We start from the raw sequence: 23,653 nt of genomic DNA, 5'->3' as shown, positions 1-23,653 counted from the left end.
ACACATTGGTGACATGCTTCTGTCATCCTCGCGTAGCACTGAATGCTTATTGCTTTGGCTTAAACAGAAAAAGTCATCTGTTGCCAAAGCCAGCCATTTAGCAATGCGTGGAAACAGGATCAGGAGCGAATCATCATGTCAGCACTGCTTGGAATGGGCCAGCAAATCATTGATGATACCGTCATGTCGGGCATAGAAGCACAACCAACGCTATTCACCTCCGCAAGCGACGCGACCGTTCTCGGCCGCATCGGATCACTCGAGGTAAGACTTGCAAACTCCCGCGAAGCCATCGAAGCAGCGCAGGAATTGCGCTTTCGTGTGTTTTTCGAAGAAATGGGCGCGCGCAGGGAAACGATCGAAGAAGTTGAATTAAGAGACGCTGATCGTTTCGATACGATCTGCGATCATCTTCTGGTTTATGACACGTCGCTTCCAGTTCCCGAACACAAGCAGATTGTCGGCACCTATCGCCTGATGCGCAGCGATCAGGCAGCAACCGCGCATGGTTTTTATTCGGCCGAAGAATATGATGTACAGCGGCTTGTGCTTTCGCGTCCTCAACTCAAATTTCTGGAACTTGGTCGATCCTGTGTGAAGGCCGAATATCGCTCCAAACGCACCGTTGAACTTTTGTGGCAAGGCGCCTGGGCTTATTGCCGCCGTCATTCGATTGACGTGATGTTTGGCTGTGCCTCATTCCATGGTGCAGTCCCTGCCGCCCATGCGCTGGGCCTGTCATTCCTCAACCAGAATTGCCGCGCAACACCAGACTGGGATGTGCGTGCACTCCCCCATCGTTACCAGCCAATGGATCTGATGCCCAATGAAGCCATCAACACCAAAGTTGCGTTGTTCTCCATGCCGCCACTGGTGAAGGGATACTTGCGCCTTGGTGCAATGATCGGCGATGGTGCGGTGATTGATGAAGCCTTCGGCACGACCGATGTGTTTATCATCCTGCCAATAGAGCGCATTTCCAGCCGCTACATTACTTACTACGGCGCAGACGCTAATAGGTTCGTTTAAAAGATAAGGCGAAGCACTAGCTTCGCCTTTTTAGTTTTATGCCCTGCCCGCCAATTCTTTCAGCTTATAAACCAGATCAAGCGCCTCTCGCGGTGTCAGTTCATCCGGGCTGATGGCAGCAACGGCCTTGGCAAGTTCGTTATCCTTTGCGACTGCTTGAGGTTTTGGCTTTTCCTTCGCCAGAACTACGGAAAACAGCGGCAGATCGTCGATCAGCTTATCCGCCTTGCCCGATGTTTCACCGGCTTCCAGCTGATGAAGAACATCGCGCGCGCGATTGACAACCGCTTCCGGCAGACCGGCAAGACGCGCAACCTGCACACCGTAAGAACGATCAGCGGCACCCTTTGCCACCTCATGCAGGAACACAACATCATTGTCCCATTCCTTGACCCGCATGGTGACATTGGACAGCCGGTCAAGCTTTTCAGACAAGGCCGTCATTTCATGAAAATGCGTGGCGAACAATGCGCGGCAACGGTTCTTTTCATGCAGATATTCCACTGCGGCCCAGGCGATGGAAAGCCCGTCAAAGGTTGCCGTACCGCGTCCGATTTCATCGAGGATGACCAGCGAACGCTCGCCCGCCTGATTGAGAATGGCGGCTGTCTCAACCATTTCTACCATGAAGGTCGAACGCCCACGCGCCAAATCATCCGATGCACCAACGCGGCTGAAAAGCCGGTCTACGACACCAATCTGCGCGGAACCTGCAGGCACAAACGAACCCATCTGCGCCATAATCGCTATCAATGCATTCTGGCGCAGGAAGGTCGATTTACCGCCCATATTGGGACCTGTGAGCAACCAGATCGCACCATTTCCACCAGATTTTTGTGGCGACAAATCGCAATCATTGGCGACAAAGGGATTGGCGGCCTGACGACGCAAGGCCTGCTCGACCACCGGATGACGACCAGCGACGATATTAAATGACAGGCTGTCATCAACCAGCGGGCGGCAATAGCCCTGCTCTTCAGCAAGCACCGCTAGTGCTGTGGAAACATCGAAGACCGAAAGGGCTACAGCCGCCGCACGAATACTATCGGCATGGCTGACCGCTTCCGCAGTCAATTCTTCAAAGATTGCCAGCTCAATGGAGAGCGCACGGTCGGCTGCATTGGCGATCTTGCTTTCTAGTGCGGCCAGTTCCGTCGTGGTGAAGCGCATGGCATTGGCCATAGTCTGACGATGAATGAAACGGCCCTTGGCTTCGACCGTATCGGTCATTGTGCCGGAATTATTGGCTGTAACTTCAATGAAATAACCAAGCACATTGTTATGCTTGATTTTCAGAGTCTTAATGCCGGTTTCCTCAATATAGTCGGCCTGAAGCCGGGCAATGACACGGCGCGACTGATCACGCAATGCTCGCATTTCATCGAGTTCGGTGTTGCAACCTTCACGCACGAAACCGCCGTCTCGCTTTAGCAATGGCATTTCGTCCGCCAAAGCGCGGTCGATATGCGCTGCAAAACTTGCAGGCATGGTGTCAACCGCATCACGCGCTTGCGCCAGCTCATCGGGCAGAAATGCGCCTTCAAGAAGCGAAGCAATGCCATTGGCTGCTTCAAAACCGCGCTGTAAGGCTCCAAGATCACGCGGACCGCCGCGCCCAACCGCCAGACGCGACAGCGCGCGCGGCATATCCGGCACGCCTTTGAGCTCGAACCGCATGGCCTCACAAAGCGATTGCTCGCTCATAAACCACGAGACGGAATCATGACGCAGGGCGATTTCAGCAGGGTTTGTAAGCGGTGCGGTCAGACGTTCTGCAAGCATCCGCGCGCCACCGCCCGTGACCGTACGGTCAATGGATTTGAGCAGGCTGCCTTCGCGATTGCCCGACATGGTGCGCGCAAGTTCCAGACTGGCGCGGGTTGCAGGATCGATGAATATCGTGCCGCCTTCCTGCTCGCGCTCCGGTCGCATCAACGGTGGACGCTCGGCTATCTGCGTCTTTTCGATATAGGCAATCGCCCCGGAAATAGCTGATAATTCCGAACGGCTGAACTGGCCAAAACCATCGAGCGTTGCCACATTGAAATAACGCTGGATGCGGACTTCTGCGGCACCGCTATCAAACAGGGTTGCAGGCTGCGGCACCACTGACTTGCCAATGAGATCAAAGGTCGGACGGAGATCGGCATCGTGAAAAGCCGTATCGGCCACAATCAGTTCGCGCGGGTCAACACGCGCAACATCGGCAAAAAGCCGGTCTTCACTCGTTTCCGATACGCGAAAGGTCCCGGTTGAAATATCAATCCATGCGAGTGCCAGCGCGCCGTCGCCTTTGGTGCGGCCAAGCGTCATCAGATAATTAGCCTCGGACGGATCAAGAAGTTTTTCTTCAGTAATCGTTCCAGGCGTGACAAGACGGATCACATCGCGCCGAACCACCGATTTAGAGCCGCGCTTTTTGGCTTCCGCCGGGTCTTCGATCTGCTCGCAGACGGCAACCCGATAGCCCTTGGCAATCAGCCGTTGGAGATAATCATCGGAGGCATGAACCGGCACACCGCACATCGGAATATCTTCGCCCAGATGCTTGCCACGCTTAGTGAGCGTAATGCCCAACGCTTTTGAAGCTTCCACCGCATCATCGAAAAAAAGCTCATAAAAATCGCCCATACGATAGAAGAGGAGCGAATCAACATTCGCGGCCTTGATCTCTATATATTGCTCCATCATGGGTGTAAGGCGGACAACCGTCTCCTGCGCGGCATTTTCATCCGCTGCGGTGTTCATGTCGCCAATTTTCGATTCCATCGTGAAGCCTTCGTTTATTGCTCATTTAAATCGTTTAAAGTCATAAAGTTTCAAAACTTATCACTTTTGGATCAACATCTGTTCCAATAAGCACTGTTTACACAATGCGTGACTGGCGCTATCGAATTTGTCCCGCAGATGAACCCGGAGCGAACATGCCAGCCTCGACGCCGAAGGGCAACACGCCAGAACGCACACCCACAGCCAGTGAGAAGGAAGCGCTCGACTTTCACGCACATGGTCGTCCCGGTAAGCTGGAGATTAACCCGACCAAGCCGATGATGACGCAGCGCGACCTGTCGCTGGCCTATTCGCCCGGCGTCGCTGTTCCGGTCAAGGCCATCGCTGAAAATCCCGCCCTTGCATATGATTATACCGCCAAGGGTAATCTCGTTGCGGTCATTTCCAACGGCACTGCGATCTTGGGCCTCGGCAATCTCGGTGCGCTGGCGTCAAAGCCGGTCATGGAAGGCAAGGCTGTGCTTTTCAAGCGCTTTGCCGATGTGGATTCCATCGATCTTGAAATCGATACCACTGATATCGATGCCTTTATCAACGCCGTGCGTTATCTCGGCCCGTCTTTTGGTGGCATCAACCTCGAAGACATCAAGGCACCGGATTGCTTCATCATCGAAAGCCGGTTGCGCGAACTGATGGACATTCCGGTCTTTCACGACGATCAGCACGGAACCGCAATCATTGCCGCAGCCGGTATGATCAACGCGCTGCATCTGACGGGCCGCGACATCAAGAACACCAAGCTTGTTTGCAATGGTGCGGGTTCTGCGGGTATCGCCTGTATTGAGCTGATCAAGGCCATTGGATTTCCGTCTGAAAATGTCACGCTCTGCGACACCAAGGGCGTGGTCTATCAGGGCCGTGAAGAAGGCATGAACCAGTGGAAGTCGGCCCATGCGATCAAGACTTCCAAACGTACGCTCGAAGATGCCATGAAGGATGCAGACATATTCTTCGGCGTTTCGGCAAAGGGTGCGCTGACCAAGGAAATGGTGCGCTCGATGGCGCCCAACCCGATCATCTTCGCCATGGCCAATCCAGACCCGGAAGTAACCCCGGAAGACGTGGCCGAAGTGCGTGATGACGCCATCGTCGCTACGGGTCGTTCGGACTATCCGAACCAGGTCAACAATGTGCTGGGCTTCCCTTATATTTTCCGTGGCGCGCTTGATGTGCGGGCCACCACGATCAATGACGAGATGAAAATCGCAGCAGTTTACGCAATTGCTGATCTCGCACGCGAAGACGTGCCGGATGATGTGGTAGCTGCTTATCAGGGCAGCCGTCCACGCTTTGGTCCGCAATATATCATTCCGGTGCCGTTCGATCCGCGTTTGCTTGCAACCGTTTCCGCAGCCGTCGCCAAGGCCGCGATGGAAACCGGCGTTGCCGGACGCAGCATTGACGATCTTGAGGGCTACAAGCGCGAATTGCTGGCACGGCGCGACCCGATTGCCTCGACATTGCGTGGCATTTATGAGCGCGTGCGGCGTCAGCCAAAGCGCATCGTCTTTGCCGAGGGCGAAGAAGAACAGGTGATGCGAGCCGCGGTTTCCTATGTCAATCAGGGATTGGGCACTGCCATTCTCGTTGGCCGTGAGGAACGTGTTGCAGATACTGCAAGCGCAGCAGGCCTCGACCTGAACCGTCCCGGAATTGAAGTCATCAATGCGCGTCTTTCAAGCCGCAATACCGTCTATGCCGATTACCTTTATGAGAAGCTGCAGCGCAAAGGCTATCTGACGCGCGATTGTCATCGTCTGATCAACAATGACCGCAATCACTTTGCCGCCTGTATGGTGGCATTAGGTGATGCGGACGGTATGGTGACAGGCATCACCCGCAACTATGCTACCGGCCTAGAAGACGTGCGCCGTGTGATCGATTCAAAGCCCGGTCATCGTCTGGTTGGTGTGACAATCGCCCTATGCCGTGGCCGCACGGTGTTTATCGCCGATACTGCCGTACACGAAAAGCCAAGTGCGGAAGAGCTTGCCGAGATCGCGGTGGAAGCCGCAGGCATGGCGCGTCGGATGGGTTATGAGCCGCGCGTAGCGCTGACCGCATTTTCAACCTTCGGTCATATGGTCGGAGAAAGCTCGGCACGCATTCAGGAAGCAGTCCGTATTCTTAACACCCGCCATGTCGATTTCGAATTTGACGGCGAAATGAGTGCAGACGTAGCGCTGAACCCGAAGCTGATGGATCAATATCCGTTTATCCGGCTTTCGGGTCCAGCGAATGTCATCGTTACGCCGGATAATCATTCAGCGTCGATTGCCGCCAATATGCTTCAGGAACTAGGCGGCGCGACTATTATCGGCCCACTGCTGGTTGGTCTCGACAAACCAGCGCAGATTGTCAGCATCGGCGCAAAGGATTCGGACATCGTTAATATGGCAGCAATTGCCGCCTATAACGCGACTAACTGAAAAGACGACTGAACCATGAAACAGCCGGGCAATGCCCGGCTGTTTCTTTTACATGCGCTTGTCGTTACCGGATCGTAGCGGAATCAGAAATTAATCCAGTGGACTGATTTCCCTGCGAAGGCGGCTTCCACTTTTCCGCGACAAGTGGCGGGATATTCATAGTATTTAAAACCGGCTATAGGATAGTTCTGTCAGTCTCTTCCCAACACGCCGGACATTAAAGCTGCATGCGCGCACACGACCTGAAGCTTGAAGAAATCGTCAATCCCGAAACACTTCGCCGCAAGCTCAATGAGCTCGCGGATTCAACCGACGAAAGCTATACCAGCACGCCCGTGCGCAAGGTTGTGCTTCATGCGCTCAAAGACGCTCTGATTCGCGGTCGCACGCAAGCGGAAGGCATGTTGATGAAAGATGGCGGCGGCGCGCTTTGTGCGCGTCGTCTGTCGTATCTGATGGATACACTGATCAGTGTGCTGTTTGAATTTGCCAGTACCAAAGCCTATCCGATGCAAAATCCGTCGAAAGCCGAAAACATGGCAGTTGTGGCCGTGGGTGGCTATGGACGTGGTGGGCTCGCACCCGGATCCGACATCGATCTTCTGTTTTTGCTGCCCTATAAGCAGACGCCATGGGGCGAGCAGGTCGCCGAATATATGCTCTATATGCTCTGGGATATGGGGCTGAAAGTCGGCCATTCCACGCGTAATATCGATGAATGTGTCCGCCTTTCGCGCGAGGATATGACGATCCGCACCGCAATTCTCGATGCGCGTTTCATCATCGGCAATCGCGATCTGTTCAATACGCTGATAACGCGATTCGACGAAGATGTGGTCAAGGATACCGGTCCCGAATTCATTCAGGCCAAGCTTACCGAGCGCGACAACCGCCACCGCAAAGCAGGTGAAACACGCTATCTAGTCGAGCCCAATGTCAAGGAAGGCAAAGGTGGGCAGCGTGATCTGCATACCTTGTTCTGGATCGCCAAATATTTCTACCGCGTCAAAACCAAGGACGAGATGGTCAAACTCGGCGTGTTGTCACGCAGCGAGTTACGGCTTTTCAACAAAGCCGAAGATTTTCTCTGGGCGGTGCGCTGCCATATGCATTTTGCAACATTAAAGGCAGAAGAGCGCCTCTCCTTCGACATTCAGCCGGAAATCGCACAGCGACTGGGCTATACCGCGCATCCCGGTCAGAACTACGTAGAACGCTTCATGAAGCATTATTTCCTTGTCGCAAAAGATGTGGGCGATCTTACCCGCATTCTGTGTGCAGCACTGGAAGAAGAGCAGGCCAAGCATGTTCCGGGCTTCAATCGCATCTTTCTCACGTTTTCGCGCCGCAAGCGCAAGCTTGCCGGCAGCAATGATTTCGTTTCCGAAAATCACCGCATCAACATTGCCGACGCAGATGTGTTTAAGCGCGATCCGGTCAATATCATTCGGATTTTTCACCTTGCAGACAAGCTCGGGCTGGAATTCCATCCCGACGCGATGCAGCAGCTTACCCGCTCGCTGAAACTCATCAATGGAGAGCTGCGCGAGAACCCAGAGGCCAACCGGCTATTTCTCGATGTGCTCACCTCGCCACGCAATCCCGAACTGATCCTGCGCCGCATGAATGAATCTGGCGTGCTTGGCAAATTCATCCCGGATTTTGGCAAGATCGTCGCAATGATGCAGTTCAACATGTATCACCATTACACAGTCGACGAACATCTGTTGCGCTGCATAGCAGTGCTATCCGAAATCGAGCATGGCGAACTGGAAAAAGAACATCCGCTGGCCAATCATCTTGTAAGCGCCATGAAGCGGGATCGCGTTGTGCTTTATGTGGCGATGCTCCTGCATGATATTGCCAAGGGTCGGCCCGAAGATCACTCAACTGCCGGTGCCCGCATTGCCCGCAGGCTCTGCCCGCGCTTTGGCCTTTCTAAATCGGAAACAGAAACCGTAGAATGGCTGGTGCGTGAGCATCTGACCATGAGCATGGTTGCTCAATCGCGCGATCTCAACGACCGCAAAACCATTGTCGATTTTGCCGACACCGTGCAGACAATGGAGCGGTTGCGGCTTCTGCTGATCCTCACCGTTTGCGACATCAAGGGCGTTGGCCCCGGCGTCTGGAACGGCTGGAAAGGCCAGCTTCTGCGCACGCTTTTTTATGAAACGGAACTGGTTCTGACGGGCGGCTTCTCGGAACTTCCCCGCGCTGACCGCGACCGACAGGCGCGTGCGGCTCTGGCTGAAAGGCTTTCCGACTGGCCGGAAGCCGAGCGCGATGCCTATCTCAACCTGCATTACACCAATTATTTGCTGACCGTCAGTCTCGACGATCAGGTGCGGCATGCTCATTTCATCCGCGAGACGGATCGCAATGGTCGCGTGCTGGCCACAATGGCCAAGCCGCACACTTTTGAAGCTGTGACGGAAATCACCGTTCTGGCACCCGATCACCCGCGCCTGTTGTCGATCATCACCGGTGCATGTGCTGCCGCTGGTGGCAACATCGTGGACGCGCAGATTTTCACCACAGGGGATGGTCGCGCACTTGATACTATCCTGATCAATCGTGAGTTCGACACGGATGAAGATGAGCGCAGACGTGCTGAGCGTGTGGGTAAAGTGATTGAAGATGTGCTTTCTGGCAAAGCGCATCTACCGGACGTGCTCGCCAAGCGCACCAAGCCCAAAAAGGGCACGAAAGCCTTCAAGGTGGAGCCGGATGTCGAGATCAACAACACGCTTTCAGACAAGTTTACGGTGATCGAAGTAGAAGGACTTGACCGGCCCGGACTTCTTTCGGAACTCACCGGCCTTATTTCTGACCTTTCACTGGATATTGCTTCGGCCCACATCACCACTTTTGGCGAAAAGGTGATCGACAGTTTCTATGTTACCGATCTTGTGGGACACAAAATTTCAAACGCAACGCGTCAGGGCAATATAAAGCGCAAACTTCTTGCCGTTCTTGGCGGAGAAAACGGCGCAAAGTCAAACGGTCGCGCAGCAGCATAATATGGATATTTTAATCTAATGAGTTTGGTCAAAAAGTTCGCAACCGTCGCGTCCGGCACGCTGATGAGCCGCATTTTCGGCTTCACGCGTGAAATGTTTATGGCGGCGGCACTCGGCACCGGACCAGTTGCGGACGCGTTCAACGCTGCCTTTCGCTTTCCGAACACATTTCGCAGGCTGTTTGCAGAAGGCGCATTCAATGCAGCCTTCGTGCCACTCTTTGCCAAAGAAATCGAGAAGAACGGCATGGAAGGCGCGCGCCGCTTTTCTGAAGAAGTGTTCGGCGTTCTGTTCACCGTTCTTCTGTTCATCACGATTGCCATGGAACTCTCCATGCCGTTTATCGTGCGCACGGTCATCGCGCCGGGCTTTACCGACGATCCGGTGAAGTTTGATAATACCGTGCGACTTGCAGTGATCATGTTCCCCTATCTTGCCTGTATGTCGCTTTCGGCAATGATGGGTGGGATGCTCAATTCGCTGCATCGCTATTTTGCTGCAGCCATTGCGCCGGTTTTCCTCAATATCATCCTTATCGGCGTTCTCGCCTTTGCATGGTGGCAAGGCTATGATGCGCTTGCTGTCGGCTATGCGCTTTCATGGGGCGTGATGGCGGCTGGTATCGTACAGCTTGCAATCGTCTGGCTTGCCGTGCGTCATGCGGGCATCAAGATCGGCTTTCGCCGTCCGCGCCTGACCGCTAACGTCAAACGGCTTCTGGTACTGGCCCTTCCGGCGGCAATCACCGGCGGCATCACGCAGATCAATCTGCTGATCAACACCAATATCGCATCAGGCATGGAAGGGGCTGTTTCCTCGCTGGTTTATGCCGATCGCATTTATCAGCTGCCGCTTGGCGTCGTGGGTATTGCAGTTGCAACCGTGCTTCTACCGGAATTGTCGCGCGCTTTGCGTGGCGGGCATATGAAAGAAGCATCGAACCTGCAAAACCGCTCAGTCGAGTTCACGCTGTTTCTGACTCTTCCGGCTGCTGCTGCACTTCTGGTCATGTCAGAACCAATCGTGCGCCTTCTGTTCGAACGCGGTCAGTTCAGTGCTGAATCGACCCTTGTCGTCTCCAACATTCTAGCGATTTATGGTCTTGGCCTGCCAGCTTTCGTGCTAATTAAGGCTTTCATTCCAGGTTTCTTTGCCCGTGAGGACACCCGCACGCCGATGATCTTTGCCGCGATTTCAGTGGTGGTAAACGTCTCGCTTGCGATCACGCTATTTTCGCGCATGGGACCAACGGGCATCGCAATTGCTGAGATTACGGCTGGGTGGGTCAATGCAGCACTGCTGTTTGCAACACTGGTGAAGCGTGGTCACTGGGGCAAGGATATTCCGCTTCTCACACGAATTCCACGTCTATTGATTGCAGCAGGCGTTATGGCCGCAGGCATTTATTTTGCCATCGGGTATTTTGCACATGAACTGTCATCGGCTGCATCGTTTGGCGTGAGAGCGAGTACGGTTACGATGATCGTTATGGCTGCCATGATCATCTATTTCGCTCTGGCATTTGGTCTTGGTGGTGCAAATACGGCGATGATCCGCCGTGGCATCAAGCGCGGTGCCGTGAAGAAAGAGCCTGAGAACGAAATATAATTGCTCTTGAAAGGCTGCTATGCCTCTGCGAAAAGACCTCATTAAAATATTCCTTCGCTCTCCACCGGCGAAGGCCAACATCAGGACATAATCATGAGCACGTTCAAACCGCTTGTCTTCTCCGGCGTTCAACCGACCGGAAACCTTCACCTTGGTAATTATCTGGGTGCCATCAAGCGGTGGGTCGAGGTCCAGGAGACGCAGGAGTGTATCTATTGCGTGGTCGATATGCATGCTCTGACCGTGTCGCCCGATCCGGCTGAGCTTATCCAATCGACCCGCGAAGTCACAGCCGCATTTCTCGCTTCAGGCATTGATCCCAAGCGTAGCATCGTCTTCAATCAGAGCCGCGTGAGACAGCATGCCGAGCTTGCATGGGTGTTCAACTGCGTTGCGCGCATCGGCTGGATGAGCCGTATGACCCAGTTCAAGGACAAGGCTGGCAAAGACCGCGAGAACGCTTCGCTCGGACTATTCGCTTATCCGAGCCTGATGGCGGCTGACATTCTTCTGTATCGCGCCACGCATGTGCCAGTTGGTGAAGATCAGAAGCAACATCTGGAACTGACCCGCGACATCGCGCAAAAATTCAACAACGACTATTCCGACCGCATCGCTTCGCTTGGTATCGGCGTGGATATGCAGGTGGGTGACGAACAAGTTTCAGGTTTCTTCCCGCTGACAGAGCCGATGATTTCGGGTCCGGCCATGCGCATCATGTCGCTACGTGATGGCACCAAGAAGATGTCAAAATCCGACCCTTCGGATCTGTCTCGCATCAACCTGATCGATGACGAAGACACGATCAACAAGAAGATCCGCAAGGCCAAGACCGATTCAGACGGTCTGCCAGCGGAACTTAATGGTCTTACTGGTCGCCCGGAAGCTGACAATCTCGTCGGCATCTATGCTGCACTTGCTTCCAAATCGAAGGAAGACATTCTCGGCGAATTCGGTGGACGCCAGTTCTCCGAATTCAAGGCGGCACTGGCTGATCTCGCAGTTGCTAAGCTTTCGCCCATCACCCATGAAATGCGCCGTCTGGTGGCCGATCCTGCCTATATCGACAGCGTTCTCAAGGACGGTGGTGAACGTGCAAGCGTGATTGCGGAAACAAATATGCGTCATGTGCGGGATATTATCGGCTGGTTGCAGGACTGATAAATATTCCAGCGCTGCCCGCTTGCAGGCAGCGCTGCGCAATGCCACATTATCGCCATGGTATCCAAACGACTTAGCCGGGAAGCCGGACATCGCCGCAAGTTTCTTGCCGTCATTGACGAGACGCCCGAATGCGGGCGTGCCGTCGCCTATGCCGCACGCCGTGCCAAAAACACCAGCGGCGGGCTGGTCCTGCTTTTTGTCATCGACAATTCCGATTTCCAGCAAATCCTTGGCGTTGGCGAAATCATGCGTCAGGAAGCGGAAGAGCGAGCGCGTACGATCCTTGAGAAATTCGCAGCCATTGTGCGCGAAGAACAGGGCATTGACCCGGAACTGATCATCCGCGAAGGATTGATCAACGATGAATTGCCAAGTCTCATTGAAGAAGACCAGGACATTGCCATTCTGGTGCTTGCCGCAGGTTCCGGCAAGGAAGGCCCCGGCCCTCTCGTTCAGTCTCTGGCCAATCGCGCGCAGTTCCAGATACCTGTGACTGTCATTCCATCGGGTCTTTCGGATGAAGACATTGATGCGGTGACCTAATCACCCTATATTGATCATAACGCGCATGCGCCCTTTGAGATGAGGCTTGCTTAAACGCGCATCCATGCTTACGAAAAGCTTCTGATATTGAAAGCGGAGAACGGATATGTTCATCCAGACCGAGACAACGCCGAACCCGGCAACGCTCAAGTTCCTGCCCGGCAAGGTCGTCATGCCTGAAGGCACTGCCGATTTCCGCGATGCGGCAAGCGCTGGTAATACGTCGCCACTCGCAGCCAAGCTGTTTGCAGTTCCGGGCGTCACCGGCGTTTTCTTCGGCTATGATTTCATCACAGTCACCAAAGAAGATGGTGAGTGGCAGCATCTCAAGCCTGCTATTCTCGGCACGATCATGGAACATTTCATGTCGGGCGCTCCCGTCATGGCAGGCAATGCCGGTGCAAATGCTGGCGATGATCATGATGATGCAGAATTCTTCGATGAAGCCGACACCGAAATTGTTGAGACCATCAAAGAACTGATCGAAACGCGCGTGCGCCCAGCTGTTGCACAGGATGGTGGCGACATCACTTTCCGCGGTTTTGAAAACGGCACCGTGTTCCTTCATATGAAAGGTGCTTGCGCTGGTTGCCCATCATCCACCGCAACGCTGAAGCATGGCATTCAGAATCTTCTGCGCCACTTCGTGCCGGAAGTGCAGCAAGTCGAACAAATCTGATCGACTTGAGACTTACTAAAAAGGCCGCTTTTCAGCGGCCTTTTTCATATCCAGAGCGCGTACCGAAAAGTGTGAAACGGTTTTCGGATAAGATGCACGTTAAAACATATTGTTGGAGCGCCGATCTGATGAAATCAGATATAAACGCGCTCTAAATATTATCGTACGATAACCTTGGCACCCTGCTCTGCTCGCTCATAAAGATCAATAATGTCCTGATTCATCATACGAACACAGCCCGATGACATTGCCTTGCCAATCGACCACCATTCCGGTGTTCCGTGAATGCGGTAGCCGGTATCACCGCCCTTGTTGAAGAGATAAAGTGCGCGTGCGCCGAGCGGATTCTTGAGGCCCGGTCCCATGCCGGTGCGATATTTTGCCAATTCCGGCTGACGCTTGATCATGGCCGCTGGTGGTGTCCACCTCGGCCATTCGCGCTTCATCGCAACGCGTGCCGTGCCTGTCCAGCCAAAGCCTTCGCGGCCAACACCGATGCCATAACGCATCGCTTTGCCATCCGGCATCACGTAATAAAGAAATTTTTCGCCCGTTTCGACGATGATCGTGCCCGGAACTTCATTGGTCTGGTATTTCACGATCTGGCGGCGATATTGTTGCGGGATTTTTTCGTTTGGAATGGCTGGAATCGTATATCCAGCATCACTCACCGACGAATAGGACGCCGTGTAAAACGTGCCACCAACTGTGGAGCAACCTGCAAGCGCACCACCAAGAAGAAGGGCTGCGGTCAGTCTTAAAACGCGAGACTTCATGAATTTCCCCCAAGCCGGAAATAACAAAACAGGAGCGAATCGCTCATTCGCCCTCAAACATGAGCGAGCATTATTAACCGAACGTTAACCGTAAGTTGAAAAACCTGATTTCTGCCACGATCTTGCCATCCTCGTCACATTTACGCTCCCCGTTCATCACAAAGGTCAGGCGCTTTTCTATTGTTTCGAATGTTTATGAAGCGCAAACTGCGCCTATGCCAATCGTGATTCTCAACAAGACGCACCCGCTTTCCGATGGGAGGCAGTCTGAAAATGCCATGCTGGTTCGCCGAGGCGTGCAGCGGCTATTTCTGGAAATGGGCCTTGCGACTTTGCCTGAACTACCGCTCGCATCCGGCAGACGCGCTGACCTTATTGCGGTCAGCCGCAAGGGCGAAATCTGGATTGTGGAAATCAAATCTTCTATTGAAGACTGGAAGGCCGACCGGAAATGGCCCGAATACCGCGCTTTTTGCGACAGGCTTTTCTTTGCGACACATCCGTCTGTGCCGCATGACATTTTTCCGCAAGATTGCGGTTTCATCTTATCGGATGGCTATGGCGCGGAAATTCTTCGCGATGCGCCGGAGCATAAGCTCCCGGGCGCTACACGCAAGGCGCTGATGCTGCGCTTTGCGCGCGCGGGTGCGGCACGGCTGACAATCGCTGAGCTTGCAGGTCTTGATGTGCCAGAGAGCGATATAGATTAAAGCGCAGAACGCTTTAGAGCGCCGATCTGATTGAATCAGATCGGCGCTCTAACTCCTTTTATATTAAGCATAATCTTACCGATCCTCGTTTCACTCCGGTCGGATTATGCTCTAATCTATTTGATTTTTAACGCGGTGCGCGCTTTGCCAGAATACGCTGCAAAGTACGGCGATGCATGTTGAGACGGCGTGCGGTTTCAGAAACATTGCGCTCGCACATTTCGTAAACACGCTGGATATGTTCCCAACGAACACGATCTGCAGACATTGGGTTTTCCGGTGGCGCGACTTTTTCGCCAGGACGGCGTGTCAGAGCCGCAAAGACCTCATCCGCATCGGCAGGCTTAGAGAGATAGTCAATCGCACCAAGCTTTACCGCATTCACAGCAGTAGCAATATTTCCATAGCCGGTCAGCACGATTGCACGCGTATCCGTGCGGCGCGAACGAATGGCTTCAATGACATCAAGGCCATTGCCATCGCCGAGGCGCATATCGACAACAGCATAAGCGGGTGCAGCTGCCTTTGCAGCTGCAATGCCTTCCTCAACCGATTCTGCAGTCGTCACCTGAAAACCACGACCTTCCATGGCACGGGCAAGCCGCTGCAGGAAAGGCTTGTCATCATCAACCAGAAGGAGGGTGGGATCGTTGCCAATGGCTTCGGTGTCTTCCTGCTTCAAGTCTTCCATGGGGTGCTTCCTGCCTGTATTTTTATTCCCTTATTGATACCCCTGCGTCAAAAAGTCAAATAGCCATTGAATTATTGAAGCAATCCGCGCAAAATATTGACATATTGAAATCACGCAAATCGTTGAATTTACTTATGCTTTTTAAGTAACAACTCAAAAGTTGGGGGAGATTTTTTCTTTTTTCATGAAAGGAATAGGCGGTACGCCATTACAGATTATTGAATAGATTCATTGGCTTACAATAAAGGCCGAGCGCGGCCAAACGACTTTGACTTCGGCACCCTGCCCCGGATTTTTGCGATTTCTGAAGCTGATCTGTGCACCAGAGCGTTCCAGCAAGGTTTTTGCGATAAATAGCCCCAAACCAAGTCCGCCACCGCCATTATGCGTGCTGTCACGACTGGTCATATAAGGCTCACCGATTCGGTCGAGGATTTCAGGCTTGAACCCTTCGCCATCGTCCTCAATTGTGACCGTCACATGAGCATCGGTCCAGCCCCAGGTCAAGCTAACCTTGTCACTTGCAAAATCGACGGCATTCTCCACCAGATTGCCAAGCCCATAAAGCAGACCCGGATTACGGCGCACAACCGGCTCTGGCTTTGGTCCTTCAAGCTTTCTGGCCTCAAGGGTAACGCCGAAATTGCGGTGCGGTTCGATTACTTCCTCGATCAGCGATGAGAAAGGCAGGCGCGACATATGCTCTTCGTTTTCCGAAGACAGGCTGGTCAGGCGCTGCAAGATTTCGCGACAGCGTGCGGCCTGCGATTGAAGAAGCGCTATATCTTCGCCAAGTCCCGGATCGACATCGGACTTTTTCGCATAAGAGCGCTGCATTTCCTTAACCACCAAAGTTATGGTTGCAAGCGGCGTTCCAAGCTCGTGGGCGGCTGCAGCTGCAAGGCCATCGAGTGCAGTCAGATGCTGTTCGCGCTGTAGAATAAGCTCGGTTGCAGTCAAAGCATCGCCAAGCTGACGCGTTTCTTCGGCAATGCGATAGGCATAAACGCCGGTAAAGCTCAGCGCCGAAACAATCGCACACCAGATGCCACCGACAAAAAGGAACGGCAGAACAAGAGTTTCACCGGGATACCATGGCAAGGGGCGGTGATGCAGCAAGAGAAACGTGGTACAAAACACCACCAGAAGCGCCAGCGTTAATGTGTGCCTGATCGAAAGCGATGTGGCCGAAATGATGACGGGTGCGATCAGCAAGATAACGAACGGATTCTGCAACCCACCTGTGAGATAAAGCAGCCCTGCGAGTTGCAGAATATCAAAAGCCAGCACGAAGCTTGCTGCGTCGGGATTGAGCCGGTGATTGTTCGGAAAGTGAAAGGCCAGATAAAGATTGAGCCATGCCGAAGCTGAAATCAGGGCAAAACAGATACCGACAGCAAAGTTGAATTGCAGATAAAGCGCCACAAACATAACCGCCGCCGTTTGCCCGGCAATGGCCAGCCAGCGCAGACGCACCAAGGTAGTGAGACGCGGTCTGCGTGAGAGATTGGAAGCGCGATTATCGAATTCTGCGTGCATGATGACCCCTGTTCGCCCTTATTGAACAAGCTGCGGGCTTAATGCAAGAAAAACTGTGTCATCCCGTCGCAGGGGTTTTAGAGCGCGTTTCGATCTGATTAAATCAGATCGGCGCTCTAACTCCTCTTACGTTAAGCATAATCTTATCGATCCTCGTTTCACTCCGGTCGGATTATGCTCTAAGTGCCGCGTGGCTTGGCGCGGCTGGTGGCTTGCGCATTCGCGGGATCTTCCGGCCAGACATGGCGCGGATAGCGTCCGCGCATGTCGGTCCGCACATCGGCCCATGAGCCTTGCCAGAAGCCCGGCAGATCACGCGTGATCTGGATCGGGCGGTGGGCTGGTGAAAGCAATTCCAGCAAAAGCGGTACTTTTCCATTGGCAATTGCCGGGTGATTGCCAAGGCCAAACAGCTCCTGCACACGAACGGCAAGAACCGGCTCTTCCGCATCATAGCGGATCGGAATATTCGAGCCCGTCGGCACTTCAAAATGCGTTGGTGCAAGCTTATCAACGCTGCGCTGAAGATCGAAGGGTACAAGACTCATCAGCCCGTTTTTGAGCACATGTACCGCAATGCGACCAAGCTGTGCTTCGCCCGTCAGAAACGGCAAAAGCCAGTCGTCAAGACGCTCGATGAGATTGTCGTCATCCATAGACGGCCACGGATCGCCAAGGCCGCGATAGAGCCAGCCCAAACGACGGCGCAGGATTTCGGCCTCCTTGCCCCATGGCAGGATATTAAGCCCATGTTCGCGCACCGCAGCGATCACGCCTTCATCGGCGCTCACGCCGGAAGGGGCGGCAAGCGGTCTTTCCGACAAGGCAGTGGCGCCAATGCGAACAGCTTCACGCGCACGCAAAGCGTTTTTTTCTGCGTCATAGACGACTTGTCGCCCACTCTCGATCCTGCTGCCAAGAGCTGTGCGGATTTCAGCTTCTGACACTTCCACAGCAGAAAGCACGCGTGCGCGGCCAGCTTTCCCCGACATATCAGCAACCACCAGCCATTGCGCACGGCTGAGGCTGATGGCGGGATCGACTTCACCACCACGACCATTGGCCAGCAGGAATTGCCCCGTTGCCCCACGCGCCTTAGCGATGCGGTCGGGATAGGCATCAATCAACATGCGGCCTACAGATGAACCTGCTGCTTCGCCTTTGTTGGACACATTGGCAGCCAGACGCTTTGCGAGGTTTTTTGCACGCTGCGCGCGATCCGAGCGATCATTGCGAAAGCGCGACATGCGGGTATCGAGGTCGGTTTCATTGCCGCCAAGGCCGCGCTCTGTCAAAAGTATGGCGAGTTCCGCCGCCCGCAAAGCTTCGCCGCGTTTACCCGCTTCCGCCACCATGTGTGCAAGGCGTGCAGGCAGAGCGAGTGAGCGCATCGCCTCACCATCTGCAGTCAGGCGTCCAGCCTCATCAAGCGCACCAAGCCGGCTAAGCAATGCCTTGGCTTCTTTGAGCACGGGTAGCGGTGGCTTGTCGAGCAGCGAAAGCGTTGCTGGATCGGTCACGCCCCATGCAGCCGCATCAAGCACAAGGCCGGAGAGGTCAGCCTCCAGAATTTCGGGTGGAGAGAAAGCAGGAAGTGACGCCGTTTGCCCTTGGTGCCAGAGGCGGATTGCGATGCCCGGCTCGGTACGACCGGCACGACCAGCCCGCTGATCAGCACTCGAACGCGAGGTACGCACGGTTTCAAGGCGGGTCAGGCCCGTTGCAGGCTCATATTTTGGCAGGCGGGCAAGGCCGCTATCGATCACCACCCGAACGCCATCGATAGTGATGGAGGTTTCGGCAATCGAGGTCGCCAGCACGACCTTGCGATGGCCTGCGGGAGCTGGCTTGATTGCCGCATCCTGATCACGGCCTTCCATCGCACCATAAAGCGGGGCCAGAATGATATTGGCGGGCAGAAACTTTTCCAGAATTCCTGCGGTACGTTCAATTTCGCCCTGACCGGGAAGAAAGGCAAGAATGCTCCCGGTTTCGTCGGCCAGCGCTTCGCGAATGGCTTTCACCATCGCATCTTCAATGCGTTCGTCAGGCTTTCGGTCGCGGTGGCGAATATCGACGGGGAAAGCTCGACCTTCGCTCTCAATGATGGGTGCATCGCCCAAAAGTGAGGCCACACGCGCACCATCCAGCGTTGCCGACATGACGAGAATTTTTAAATCGTCCCGCAAAGCGGCCTGCACATCGAGCGTCAGCGCCAGACCAAAATCGGCATCAAGGCTGCGTTCATGAAACTCATCAAACAGAACAGCGGCGATGCCCTTGAGATCGGGATCGTCAAGGATCATGCGTGCAAAAACGCCCTCAGTGACGACGAGGATCTTGGTCTTGGCCGAGACCTTGCTTTCAAGGCGCATACGATAGCCGACTGTTTCGCCCGGCTCTTCGCCAAGCAACTGTGCCATGCGGCGCGCGGCGGCGCGCGCTGCCAAACGACGAGGCTCCAGCAGCACAATCATGCCGTCGCCGCGCCAGTTAGCATTTAAAAAATGCAGCGGCACCAGCGTCGTCTTACCCGCGCCGGGAGGAGCAACCAGAACCGCGCTTGCATGGGAGGCAAATGCGGCATCAAGTTGCGGCAGAATGCGGGTGACGGGAAGATCGGGCAGACTCGTCAAATGAAATTCCCTATTATAAAGGCGTTGCTTTGGTGCTTATCCCACAAGGAACGACGATGATCCATATCCGAAAATCTAAACCGGCGGATGCCCCCGCCCTCACAGCAATATGGCGTGCAAGCTTGCTGGCAACGCATGATTTTCTAAGCCGCGAAGATTTTGATGAGATCGAAAAGCTGGTCGGTGAGCAATATCTGCCGAATGTGGCAGTCGATGTCATTGAGGTTGACGGCCAGCCAGTCGGCTTCATGGGCATGACCGATAACAATATCGACAGCCTGTTCATTTCGCCCGATCAGCGCGGCAAGGGTATTGGCAAGCATATGATTGCGCACGCGAAAAAGCGGGGCACGCTGACTGTTGACGTGAATGAGCAGAATACGCAAGGCGTGGGATTTTATCGCCATGTCGGTTTTGTTGAAACAGGTCGCTCGGAAACCGATGATCAGGGCCGCCCTTATCCGCTGCTGCATCTCAAGCTTGAGGCTTAAAATCCGCGCCTTGCCAATTTTTGAACAAACTATTCTCGCAACAGGCATTTCCGGAGCAATTGACATACTCCCCTATAGTATATAGGCTTTATGAAAATCGGGAGATTCCATGCCGCATTCACCGGACGACAAGAAGCGCGCCTTAACGCGCCTGCGTCGCATCAAAGGTCAGGCCGAGGCGCTTGAGCGCGCAGTGGAAGCCGGCACGGAATGTGCTGCCTTGTTGCAACAGATTGCAGCCTTGCGCGGGGCGACCAACGGATTGATGGCGGAAGTGCTGGAAAGCCACTTTCGCGAGACATTCGGGCAAGCGCGTGAGACCATAGCGCAAAATGCGGTGGCTGATCCCGATACACAAATTGACGAAATCATGCGGATTTTGCGCACCTATCTGAAATAGGGCGCACGGACAAAAGGATTGCAAACATGAAGTCACGCGCAGCCGTTGCCTGGGAGGCAAAGAAGCCGCTCACCATCGAAACCGTTGAAATCGGCGGCCCACGCGCTGGCGAAGTGCTGGTCGAAATCATGGCGACTGGCGTTTGCCACACGGATGCCTACACGCTTTCCGGCCTTGATTCAGAAGGCAAATTCCCGGCCATTCTCGGCCATGAAGGTGCGGGCATCGTGCGCGAAGTGGGCGCGGGTGTGACTTCCGTAAAGCCCGGCGATCATGTGATCCCGCTTTACACGCCGGAATGCCGCTCGTGCAAAACCTGTCTTTCACAACGTTCAAACCTTTGCACCTCGATCCGTTCGACGCAGGGTCAGGGCCTCATGCCCGACAAAACGTCGCGATTCTCGTGCGATGGCGGCGAAGTGTTCCACTATATGGGCTGCTCAACGTTTTCGAACTTCACAGTTCTGCCGGAAATCGCTGTCGCCAAGGTCCGCGAAGACGCGCCTTTCGACAAGATTTGCTATATAGGCTGCGGCGTAACCACCGGCATTGGCGCGGTCATTTACACGGCTAAGGTTCGTCCGGGTTCCAATGTTGTTGTGTTTGGTCTTGGCGGCATTGGCCTCAATGTCATTCAGGGCGCTCGCATGGTTGGCGCCGATAAGATCATCGGTGTGGACATCAATCCATCCAAGGTGGAAATGGCCAAGAAATTCGGCATGACTGACTTCGTCAACCCGCGTGAAGTGGGCAATGATAAGGTTGTTCAGGCCATTCAGGATCTGACCGATGGCGGCGCGGACTATTCGTTTGATGCCACCGGCAACACCGATGTCATGCGTCAGGCGCTCGAATGCACCCATCGCGGCTGGGGCGAATCGATCATCATCGGCGTCGCCGAAGCGGGTAAGGAAATCGCAACGCGTCCGTTCCAGCTTGTCACCGGACGGGTCTGGAAAGGCACCGCATTTGGCGGCGCACGCGGTCGTACTGATGTGCCGAAGATCGTTGACTGGTACATGGAAGGCAAGATCGACATCGACAGCCTCATCACCCACACCATGCCGCTTGATGAAATCAACACAGCTTTCGATCTGATGCATGAAGGCAAGTCTATCCGCTCGGTGATTGTCTACTGATGAGTGAGAAGCTTTTCACCTCCCATTGGGATGAAATCGACAACCTGAACCCGCGCACGCTTTATGCGATGCTGAAGCTGCGCGTGGATGTTTTCGTGGTGGAGCAGAATTGCCCTTACCCGGAAATCGACGGCAAGGATTATGACGCATTTCACCTACGCATTCTCGATGGTGATGAACTCGCAGCAAGCTTGCGGGTTCTGCCACCAGAAATGGATGGTAAGCCGGTGAAGATCGGCCGCGTTGTCGTGGCAGCCGATTATCGTGGTTACAAGCTTGGTCAGCGTCTCATGAAAGAGGCTGTCGCCTTTGCTCAGACACGTTTTCCAGGCATTGCCATTGAGCTTGGCGGGCAAAGCCATTTGGAGAAATTCTATGGATCATTCGGCTTTGTCGCGATTTCGGATGAATATCTCGAAGACGGCATTCCGCATGTCGATATGCGGTTAGAGCCGCAAGAAAGCGCTGCCTGATGTTTCTGCTGCGCCGCCATATGTCCTTTTATCTGGCAGCCATTGGCGGAGCGCTCGCATTCGTCATCGCATGGGTTCTCAAAACCCCGCTTGCCCCGGTCATTGGGGCGAATGTTTTCTTTGTGCTTTATCTGGCGCTCGCATTGTGCGCCTTGCCAAAACTGACCGCGGCCTATCTTAAGAAACATGCGGCAACGGCAGATGAGCCGATCTGGATCATCTTTCTTGTGACATTTGCCACCGTTGTTGTGGCGGTTGTGTCGCTGTTTGTGCTGGTCAATCAGAAGCCGGAAGCAGATATGTTTTCGCTTATCGTGACGCTGTCAGCCGTTCCCTTGGGATGGGCGACAATTCACATGATGACGGCAATCCACTATGCCCATATGTATTGGCAACCGGAACAACGCTCAGGAAGCGATGCAAATCATTCCAGCCAATATAAGGGTGGGTTTGCATTTCCAGAAACGCCGGATCCTTCCGGCTGGGATTTCGCCTATTACGCCTTCATCATTGGTATGACAGCGCAAACATCAGACACCAATGTTACGAACACTGCTATGCGAAAAGTAACCCTACTGCACAGCATTGTATCGTTCTTTTTTAATACGGTGCTTGTCGCCGCAGCCGTCAATGTCGCTGTGGCCCTTGGAAGTTAATATCCGGGAAGTTAGGATTACCATGGAAACGATTTCGACTGCAAAGAGCTTTGGTGGAACGCAAGGCGTCTATCGCCATAAGAGTGAAGCCACTCAATGCGAAATGACCTTTGCCGTCTTCCTGCCGCCGCAGGCAAAAGACAGTCCCGTGCCGGTGCTCTGGTATCTCTCTGGCCTCACATGCACACATCAGAACGTGATGGATAAAGGCGAATATCGGCAAATGGCCGCAGAATTGGGGATTGCCGTTATTTGCCCGGATACAAGCCCACGCGGTGAAGATGTTCCTGATGAGCCGCAGAACTGGAAATTCGGCAAGGGTGCTGGCTTTTATGTCGATGCCACGCAAGAGCCTTTTGCGCGAAACTATCAGATGTACAGCTATATCACCAAGGAACTAACTGATCTGGTCGCGGCTAAGTTTCCACTTGATATGGCACGTCAAGCGATCACCGGCCATTCCATGGGTGGACATGGCGCGCTGACAATTGCGCTCAAGAACCCCGACCGGTTCAGGTCGGCATCGGCTTTCGCACCGATTGTGAAGCCTTCAACAGCCGACTGGTCAAAGCCAGCTCTGGAAAAATATCTGGGTTCTGAGGAACGTGCATGGCGCGCCTATGACGCGGCGCTGCTGATTGAAGACGGCTATCGTTTTTCCGAATTTCTGGTCGATCAGGGCGAAGCGGATGTGTTTCTTGAAGAAGGGCTATGCCCTTGGCTCTTGGATGAGGCTTGCAACAAGGCTGGCATTCCGCTCACGCTCAACATGCGCGAAGGCTACGACCATTCCTATTTCTTCATCTCATCCTTTATGAATGAGCATCTGAAGTGGCATGCAGCCCGTCTTGCTAATTAAAAATTGGTGATGTGCGTT

At 54.1% G+C, this 23,653-nt stretch carries 19 protein-coding genes; 14 read left to right on the top strand and 5 right to left on the bottom strand.

What is annotated here, in order from left to right; all coding sequences use genetic code 11:
* The first annotated feature begins 135 nt into the window (after nucleotides 1-135).
* Nucleotides 136-1,029 (top strand): GNAT family N-acetyltransferase, encoded by an 894-nt coding sequence (locus CEV31_RS06345; protein ID WP_210190892.1) that lies wholly within the window; start codon nucleotides 136-138, stop codon nucleotides 1,027-1,029.
* Nucleotides 1,030-1,065: 36 nt separating this feature from the next.
* On the opposite strand, the gene mutS is transcribed toward CEV31_RS06345, so the two are convergent.
* Nucleotides 1,066-3,798, bottom strand: a complete 2,733-nt coding sequence (mutS, locus tag CEV31_RS06340; RefSeq protein ID WP_374846864.1) for a DNA mismatch repair protein MutS — start codon at nucleotides 3,796-3,798, stop codon at nucleotides 1,066-1,068.
* 155 nt (nucleotides 3,799-3,953) lie between these two features.
* Here mutS and CEV31_RS06335 point away from each other — a divergent pair, with 155 nt between their 5' ends.
* From CEV31_RS06335 to CEV31_RS06310, 6 genes are all read left to right on the top strand, one after another.
* Nucleotides 3,954-6,248, top strand: coding sequence for an NADP-dependent malic enzyme (locus tag CEV31_RS06335; RefSeq protein ID WP_094506182.1), 2,295 nt, complete (start codon nucleotides 3,954-3,956; stop codon nucleotides 6,246-6,248).
* A gap of 227 nt (nucleotides 6,249-6,475) precedes the next feature.
* The gene (locus CEV31_RS06330) at nucleotides 6,476-9,271 is read left to right on the top strand and encodes a [protein-PII] uridylyltransferase (protein WP_094506181.1); all 2,796 of its coding nucleotides are present in this window, start codon (nucleotides 6,476-6,478) and stop codon (nucleotides 9,269-9,271) included.
* Between the two features lie 18 nt (nucleotides 9,272-9,289).
* On the top strand, nucleotides 9,290-10,879 hold the full coding sequence (gene murJ, locus CEV31_RS06325) for a murein biosynthesis integral membrane protein MurJ (protein ID WP_094506180.1): 1,590 nt from the start codon (nucleotides 9,290-9,292) through the stop codon (nucleotides 10,877-10,879).
* Nucleotides 10,880-10,972: 93 nt separating this feature from the next.
* On the top strand, nucleotides 10,973-12,040 hold the full coding sequence (gene trpS / locus CEV31_RS06320) for a tryptophan--tRNA ligase (protein WP_094506179.1): 1,068 nt from the start codon (nucleotides 10,973-10,975) through the stop codon (nucleotides 12,038-12,040).
* 57 nt (nucleotides 12,041-12,097) lie between these two features.
* On the top strand, nucleotides 12,098-12,586 hold the full coding sequence (locus tag CEV31_RS06315; protein WP_094506177.1) for a universal stress protein: 489 nt from the start codon (nucleotides 12,098-12,100) through the stop codon (nucleotides 12,584-12,586).
* Nucleotides 12,587-12,692: 106 nt separating this feature from the next.
* Nucleotides 12,693-13,265, top strand: a complete 573-nt coding sequence (locus tag CEV31_RS06310; RefSeq protein WP_094506176.1) for a NifU family protein — start codon at nucleotides 12,693-12,695, stop codon at nucleotides 13,263-13,265.
* 158 nt (nucleotides 13,266-13,423) lie between these two features.
* Here the strand turns inward: CEV31_RS06310 and CEV31_RS06305 are convergent, their stop codons facing one another.
* Entirely contained in the window at nucleotides 13,424-14,041 is a 618-nt protein-coding gene (locus CEV31_RS06305; RefSeq protein ID WP_094506174.1) for a L,D-transpeptidase, read from the bottom strand.
* A gap of 215 nt (nucleotides 14,042-14,256) precedes the next feature.
* On the opposite strand from CEV31_RS06305, the gene CEV31_RS06300 reads away from it, so the two are divergent.
* Nucleotides 14,257-14,751: an MmcB family DNA repair protein gene (locus CEV31_RS06300; protein ID WP_094506547.1), complete on the top strand. Its 495-nt coding sequence runs from the start codon at nucleotides 14,257-14,259 to the stop codon at nucleotides 14,749-14,751.
* Nucleotides 14,752-14,878: 127 nt separating this feature from the next.
* Here CEV31_RS06300 and regA read toward each other — a convergent pair whose 3' ends face one another.
* The 3 genes from regA to hrpB form a co-directional block, all read right to left on the bottom strand.
* Nucleotides 14,879-15,442: a global response regulator transcription factor RegA gene (gene regA / locus CEV31_RS06295; protein ID WP_024898183.1), complete on the bottom strand. Its 564-nt coding sequence runs from the start codon at nucleotides 15,440-15,442 to the stop codon at nucleotides 14,879-14,881.
* A gap of 228 nt (nucleotides 15,443-15,670) precedes the next feature.
* Complete coding sequence (locus CEV31_RS06290) at nucleotides 15,671-16,981, bottom strand: ActS/PrrB/RegB family redox-sensitive histidine kinase (RefSeq protein ID WP_094506172.1); 1,311 nt, start codon at nucleotides 16,979-16,981, stop codon at nucleotides 15,671-15,673.
* 179 nt (nucleotides 16,982-17,160) lie between these two features.
* Nucleotides 17,161-19,617: an ATP-dependent helicase HrpB gene (hrpB, locus tag CEV31_RS06285; protein ID WP_094506171.1), complete on the bottom strand. Its 2,457-nt coding sequence runs from the start codon at nucleotides 19,615-19,617 to the stop codon at nucleotides 17,161-17,163.
* A 56-nt stretch (nucleotides 19,618-19,673) separates the two neighbouring features.
* Between hrpB and CEV31_RS06280 the strand changes: the two genes are divergently transcribed.
* The 6 genes from CEV31_RS06280 (at nucleotide 19,674) to fghA (ending at nucleotide 23,635) form a co-directional block, all read left to right on the top strand.
* Entirely contained in the window at nucleotides 19,674-20,108 is a 435-nt protein-coding gene (locus CEV31_RS06280) for an acetyltransferase (RefSeq protein ID WP_094506169.1), read from the top strand.
* A gap of 109 nt (nucleotides 20,109-20,217) precedes the next feature.
* A complete protein-coding gene (locus CEV31_RS06275) occupies nucleotides 20,218-20,508 on the top strand; it encodes a metal/formaldehyde-sensitive transcriptional repressor (protein ID WP_094506168.1) in 291 nt (96 codons plus the stop codon).
* A 26-nt stretch (nucleotides 20,509-20,534) separates the two neighbouring features.
* Entirely contained in the window at nucleotides 20,535-21,647 is a 1,113-nt protein-coding gene (locus CEV31_RS06270) for an S-(hydroxymethyl)glutathione dehydrogenase/class III alcohol dehydrogenase (RefSeq protein ID WP_094506167.1), read from the top strand.
* Nucleotides 21,647-22,120 (top strand): GNAT family N-acetyltransferase, encoded by a 474-nt coding sequence (locus CEV31_RS06265; protein ID WP_094506166.1) that lies wholly within the window; start codon nucleotides 21,647-21,649, stop codon nucleotides 22,118-22,120. The genes CEV31_RS06270 and CEV31_RS06265 overlap by 1 nt, the downstream gene beginning before the upstream one ends.
* On the top strand, nucleotides 22,120-22,776 hold the full coding sequence (locus tag CEV31_RS06260) for a DUF1345 domain-containing protein (protein ID WP_094506164.1): 657 nt from the start codon (nucleotides 22,120-22,122) through the stop codon (nucleotides 22,774-22,776). The genes CEV31_RS06265 and CEV31_RS06260 overlap by 1 nt, the downstream gene beginning before the upstream one ends.
* A 22-nt stretch (nucleotides 22,777-22,798) precedes the next feature.
* Nucleotides 22,799-23,635: an S-formylglutathione hydrolase gene (gene fghA, locus CEV31_RS06255; protein ID WP_094506162.1), complete on the top strand. Its 837-nt coding sequence runs from the start codon at nucleotides 22,799-22,801 to the stop codon at nucleotides 23,633-23,635.
* Nucleotides 23,636-23,653 lie beyond the last annotated feature (18 nt).

It is taken from the genome of Brucella thiophenivorans (genome assembly GCF_002252445.1).
Lineage (GTDB): Bacteria > Pseudomonadota > Alphaproteobacteria > Rhizobiales > Rhizobiaceae > Brucella > Brucella thiophenivorans.
This window is presented reverse-complemented; position numbering and strand designations above follow the sequence as displayed.

What these genes read in the sequence shown, in the direction of transcription:
- CEV31_RS06345 (WP_210190892.1), top strand. Translation starts at nt 136, where the DNA reads ATGTCAGCACTGCTTGGAATGGGCCAGCAAATCATTGATGATACCGTC.
- mutS (WP_374846864.1), bottom strand. Translation starts at nt 3,798, where the DNA reads ATGGAATCGAAAATTGGCGACATGAACACCGCAGCGGATGAAAATGCC.
- CEV31_RS06335 (WP_094506182.1), top strand. Translation starts at nt 3,954, where the DNA reads ATGCCAGCCTCGACGCCGAAGGGCAACACGCCAGAACGCACACCCACA.
- CEV31_RS06330 (WP_094506181.1), top strand. Translation starts at nt 6,476, where the DNA reads ATGCGCGCACACGACCTGAAGCTTGAAGAAATCGTCAATCCCGAAACA.
- murJ (WP_094506180.1), top strand. Translation starts at nt 9,290, where the DNA reads ATGAGTTTGGTCAAAAAGTTCGCAACCGTCGCGTCCGGCACGCTGATG.
- trpS (WP_094506179.1), top strand. Translation starts at nt 10,973, where the DNA reads ATGAGCACGTTCAAACCGCTTGTCTTCTCCGGCGTTCAACCGACCGGA.
- CEV31_RS06315 (WP_094506177.1), top strand. Translation starts at nt 12,098, where the DNA reads ATGGTATCCAAACGACTTAGCCGGGAAGCCGGACATCGCCGCAAGTTT.
- CEV31_RS06310 (WP_094506176.1), top strand. Translation starts at nt 12,693, where the DNA reads ATGTTCATCCAGACCGAGACAACGCCGAACCCGGCAACGCTCAAGTTC.
- CEV31_RS06305 (WP_094506174.1), bottom strand. Translation starts at nt 14,041, where the DNA reads ATGAAGTCTCGCGTTTTAAGACTGACCGCAGCCCTTCTTCTTGGTGGT.
- CEV31_RS06300 (WP_094506547.1), top strand. Translation starts at nt 14,257, where the DNA reads ATGCCAATCGTGATTCTCAACAAGACGCACCCGCTTTCCGATGGGAGG.
- regA (WP_024898183.1), bottom strand. Translation starts at nt 15,442, where the DNA reads ATGGAAGACTTGAAGCAGGAAGACACCGAAGCCATTGGCAACGATCCC.
- CEV31_RS06290 (WP_094506172.1), bottom strand. Translation starts at nt 16,981, where the DNA reads ATGCACGCAGAATTCGATAATCGCGCTTCCAATCTCTCACGCAGACCG.
- CEV31_RS06280 (WP_094506169.1), top strand. Translation starts at nt 19,674, where the DNA reads ATGATCCATATCCGAAAATCTAAACCGGCGGATGCCCCCGCCCTCACA.
- CEV31_RS06275 (WP_094506168.1), top strand. Translation starts at nt 20,218, where the DNA reads ATGCCGCATTCACCGGACGACAAGAAGCGCGCCTTAACGCGCCTGCGT.
- CEV31_RS06270 (WP_094506167.1), top strand. Translation starts at nt 20,535, where the DNA reads ATGAAGTCACGCGCAGCCGTTGCCTGGGAGGCAAAGAAGCCGCTCACC.
- CEV31_RS06265 (WP_094506166.1), top strand. Translation starts at nt 21,647, where the DNA reads ATGAGTGAGAAGCTTTTCACCTCCCATTGGGATGAAATCGACAACCTG.
- CEV31_RS06260 (WP_094506164.1), top strand. Translation starts at nt 22,120, where the DNA reads ATGTTTCTGCTGCGCCGCCATATGTCCTTTTATCTGGCAGCCATTGGC.
- fghA (WP_094506162.1), top strand. Translation starts at nt 22,799, where the DNA reads ATGGAAACGATTTCGACTGCAAAGAGCTTTGGTGGAACGCAAGGCGTC.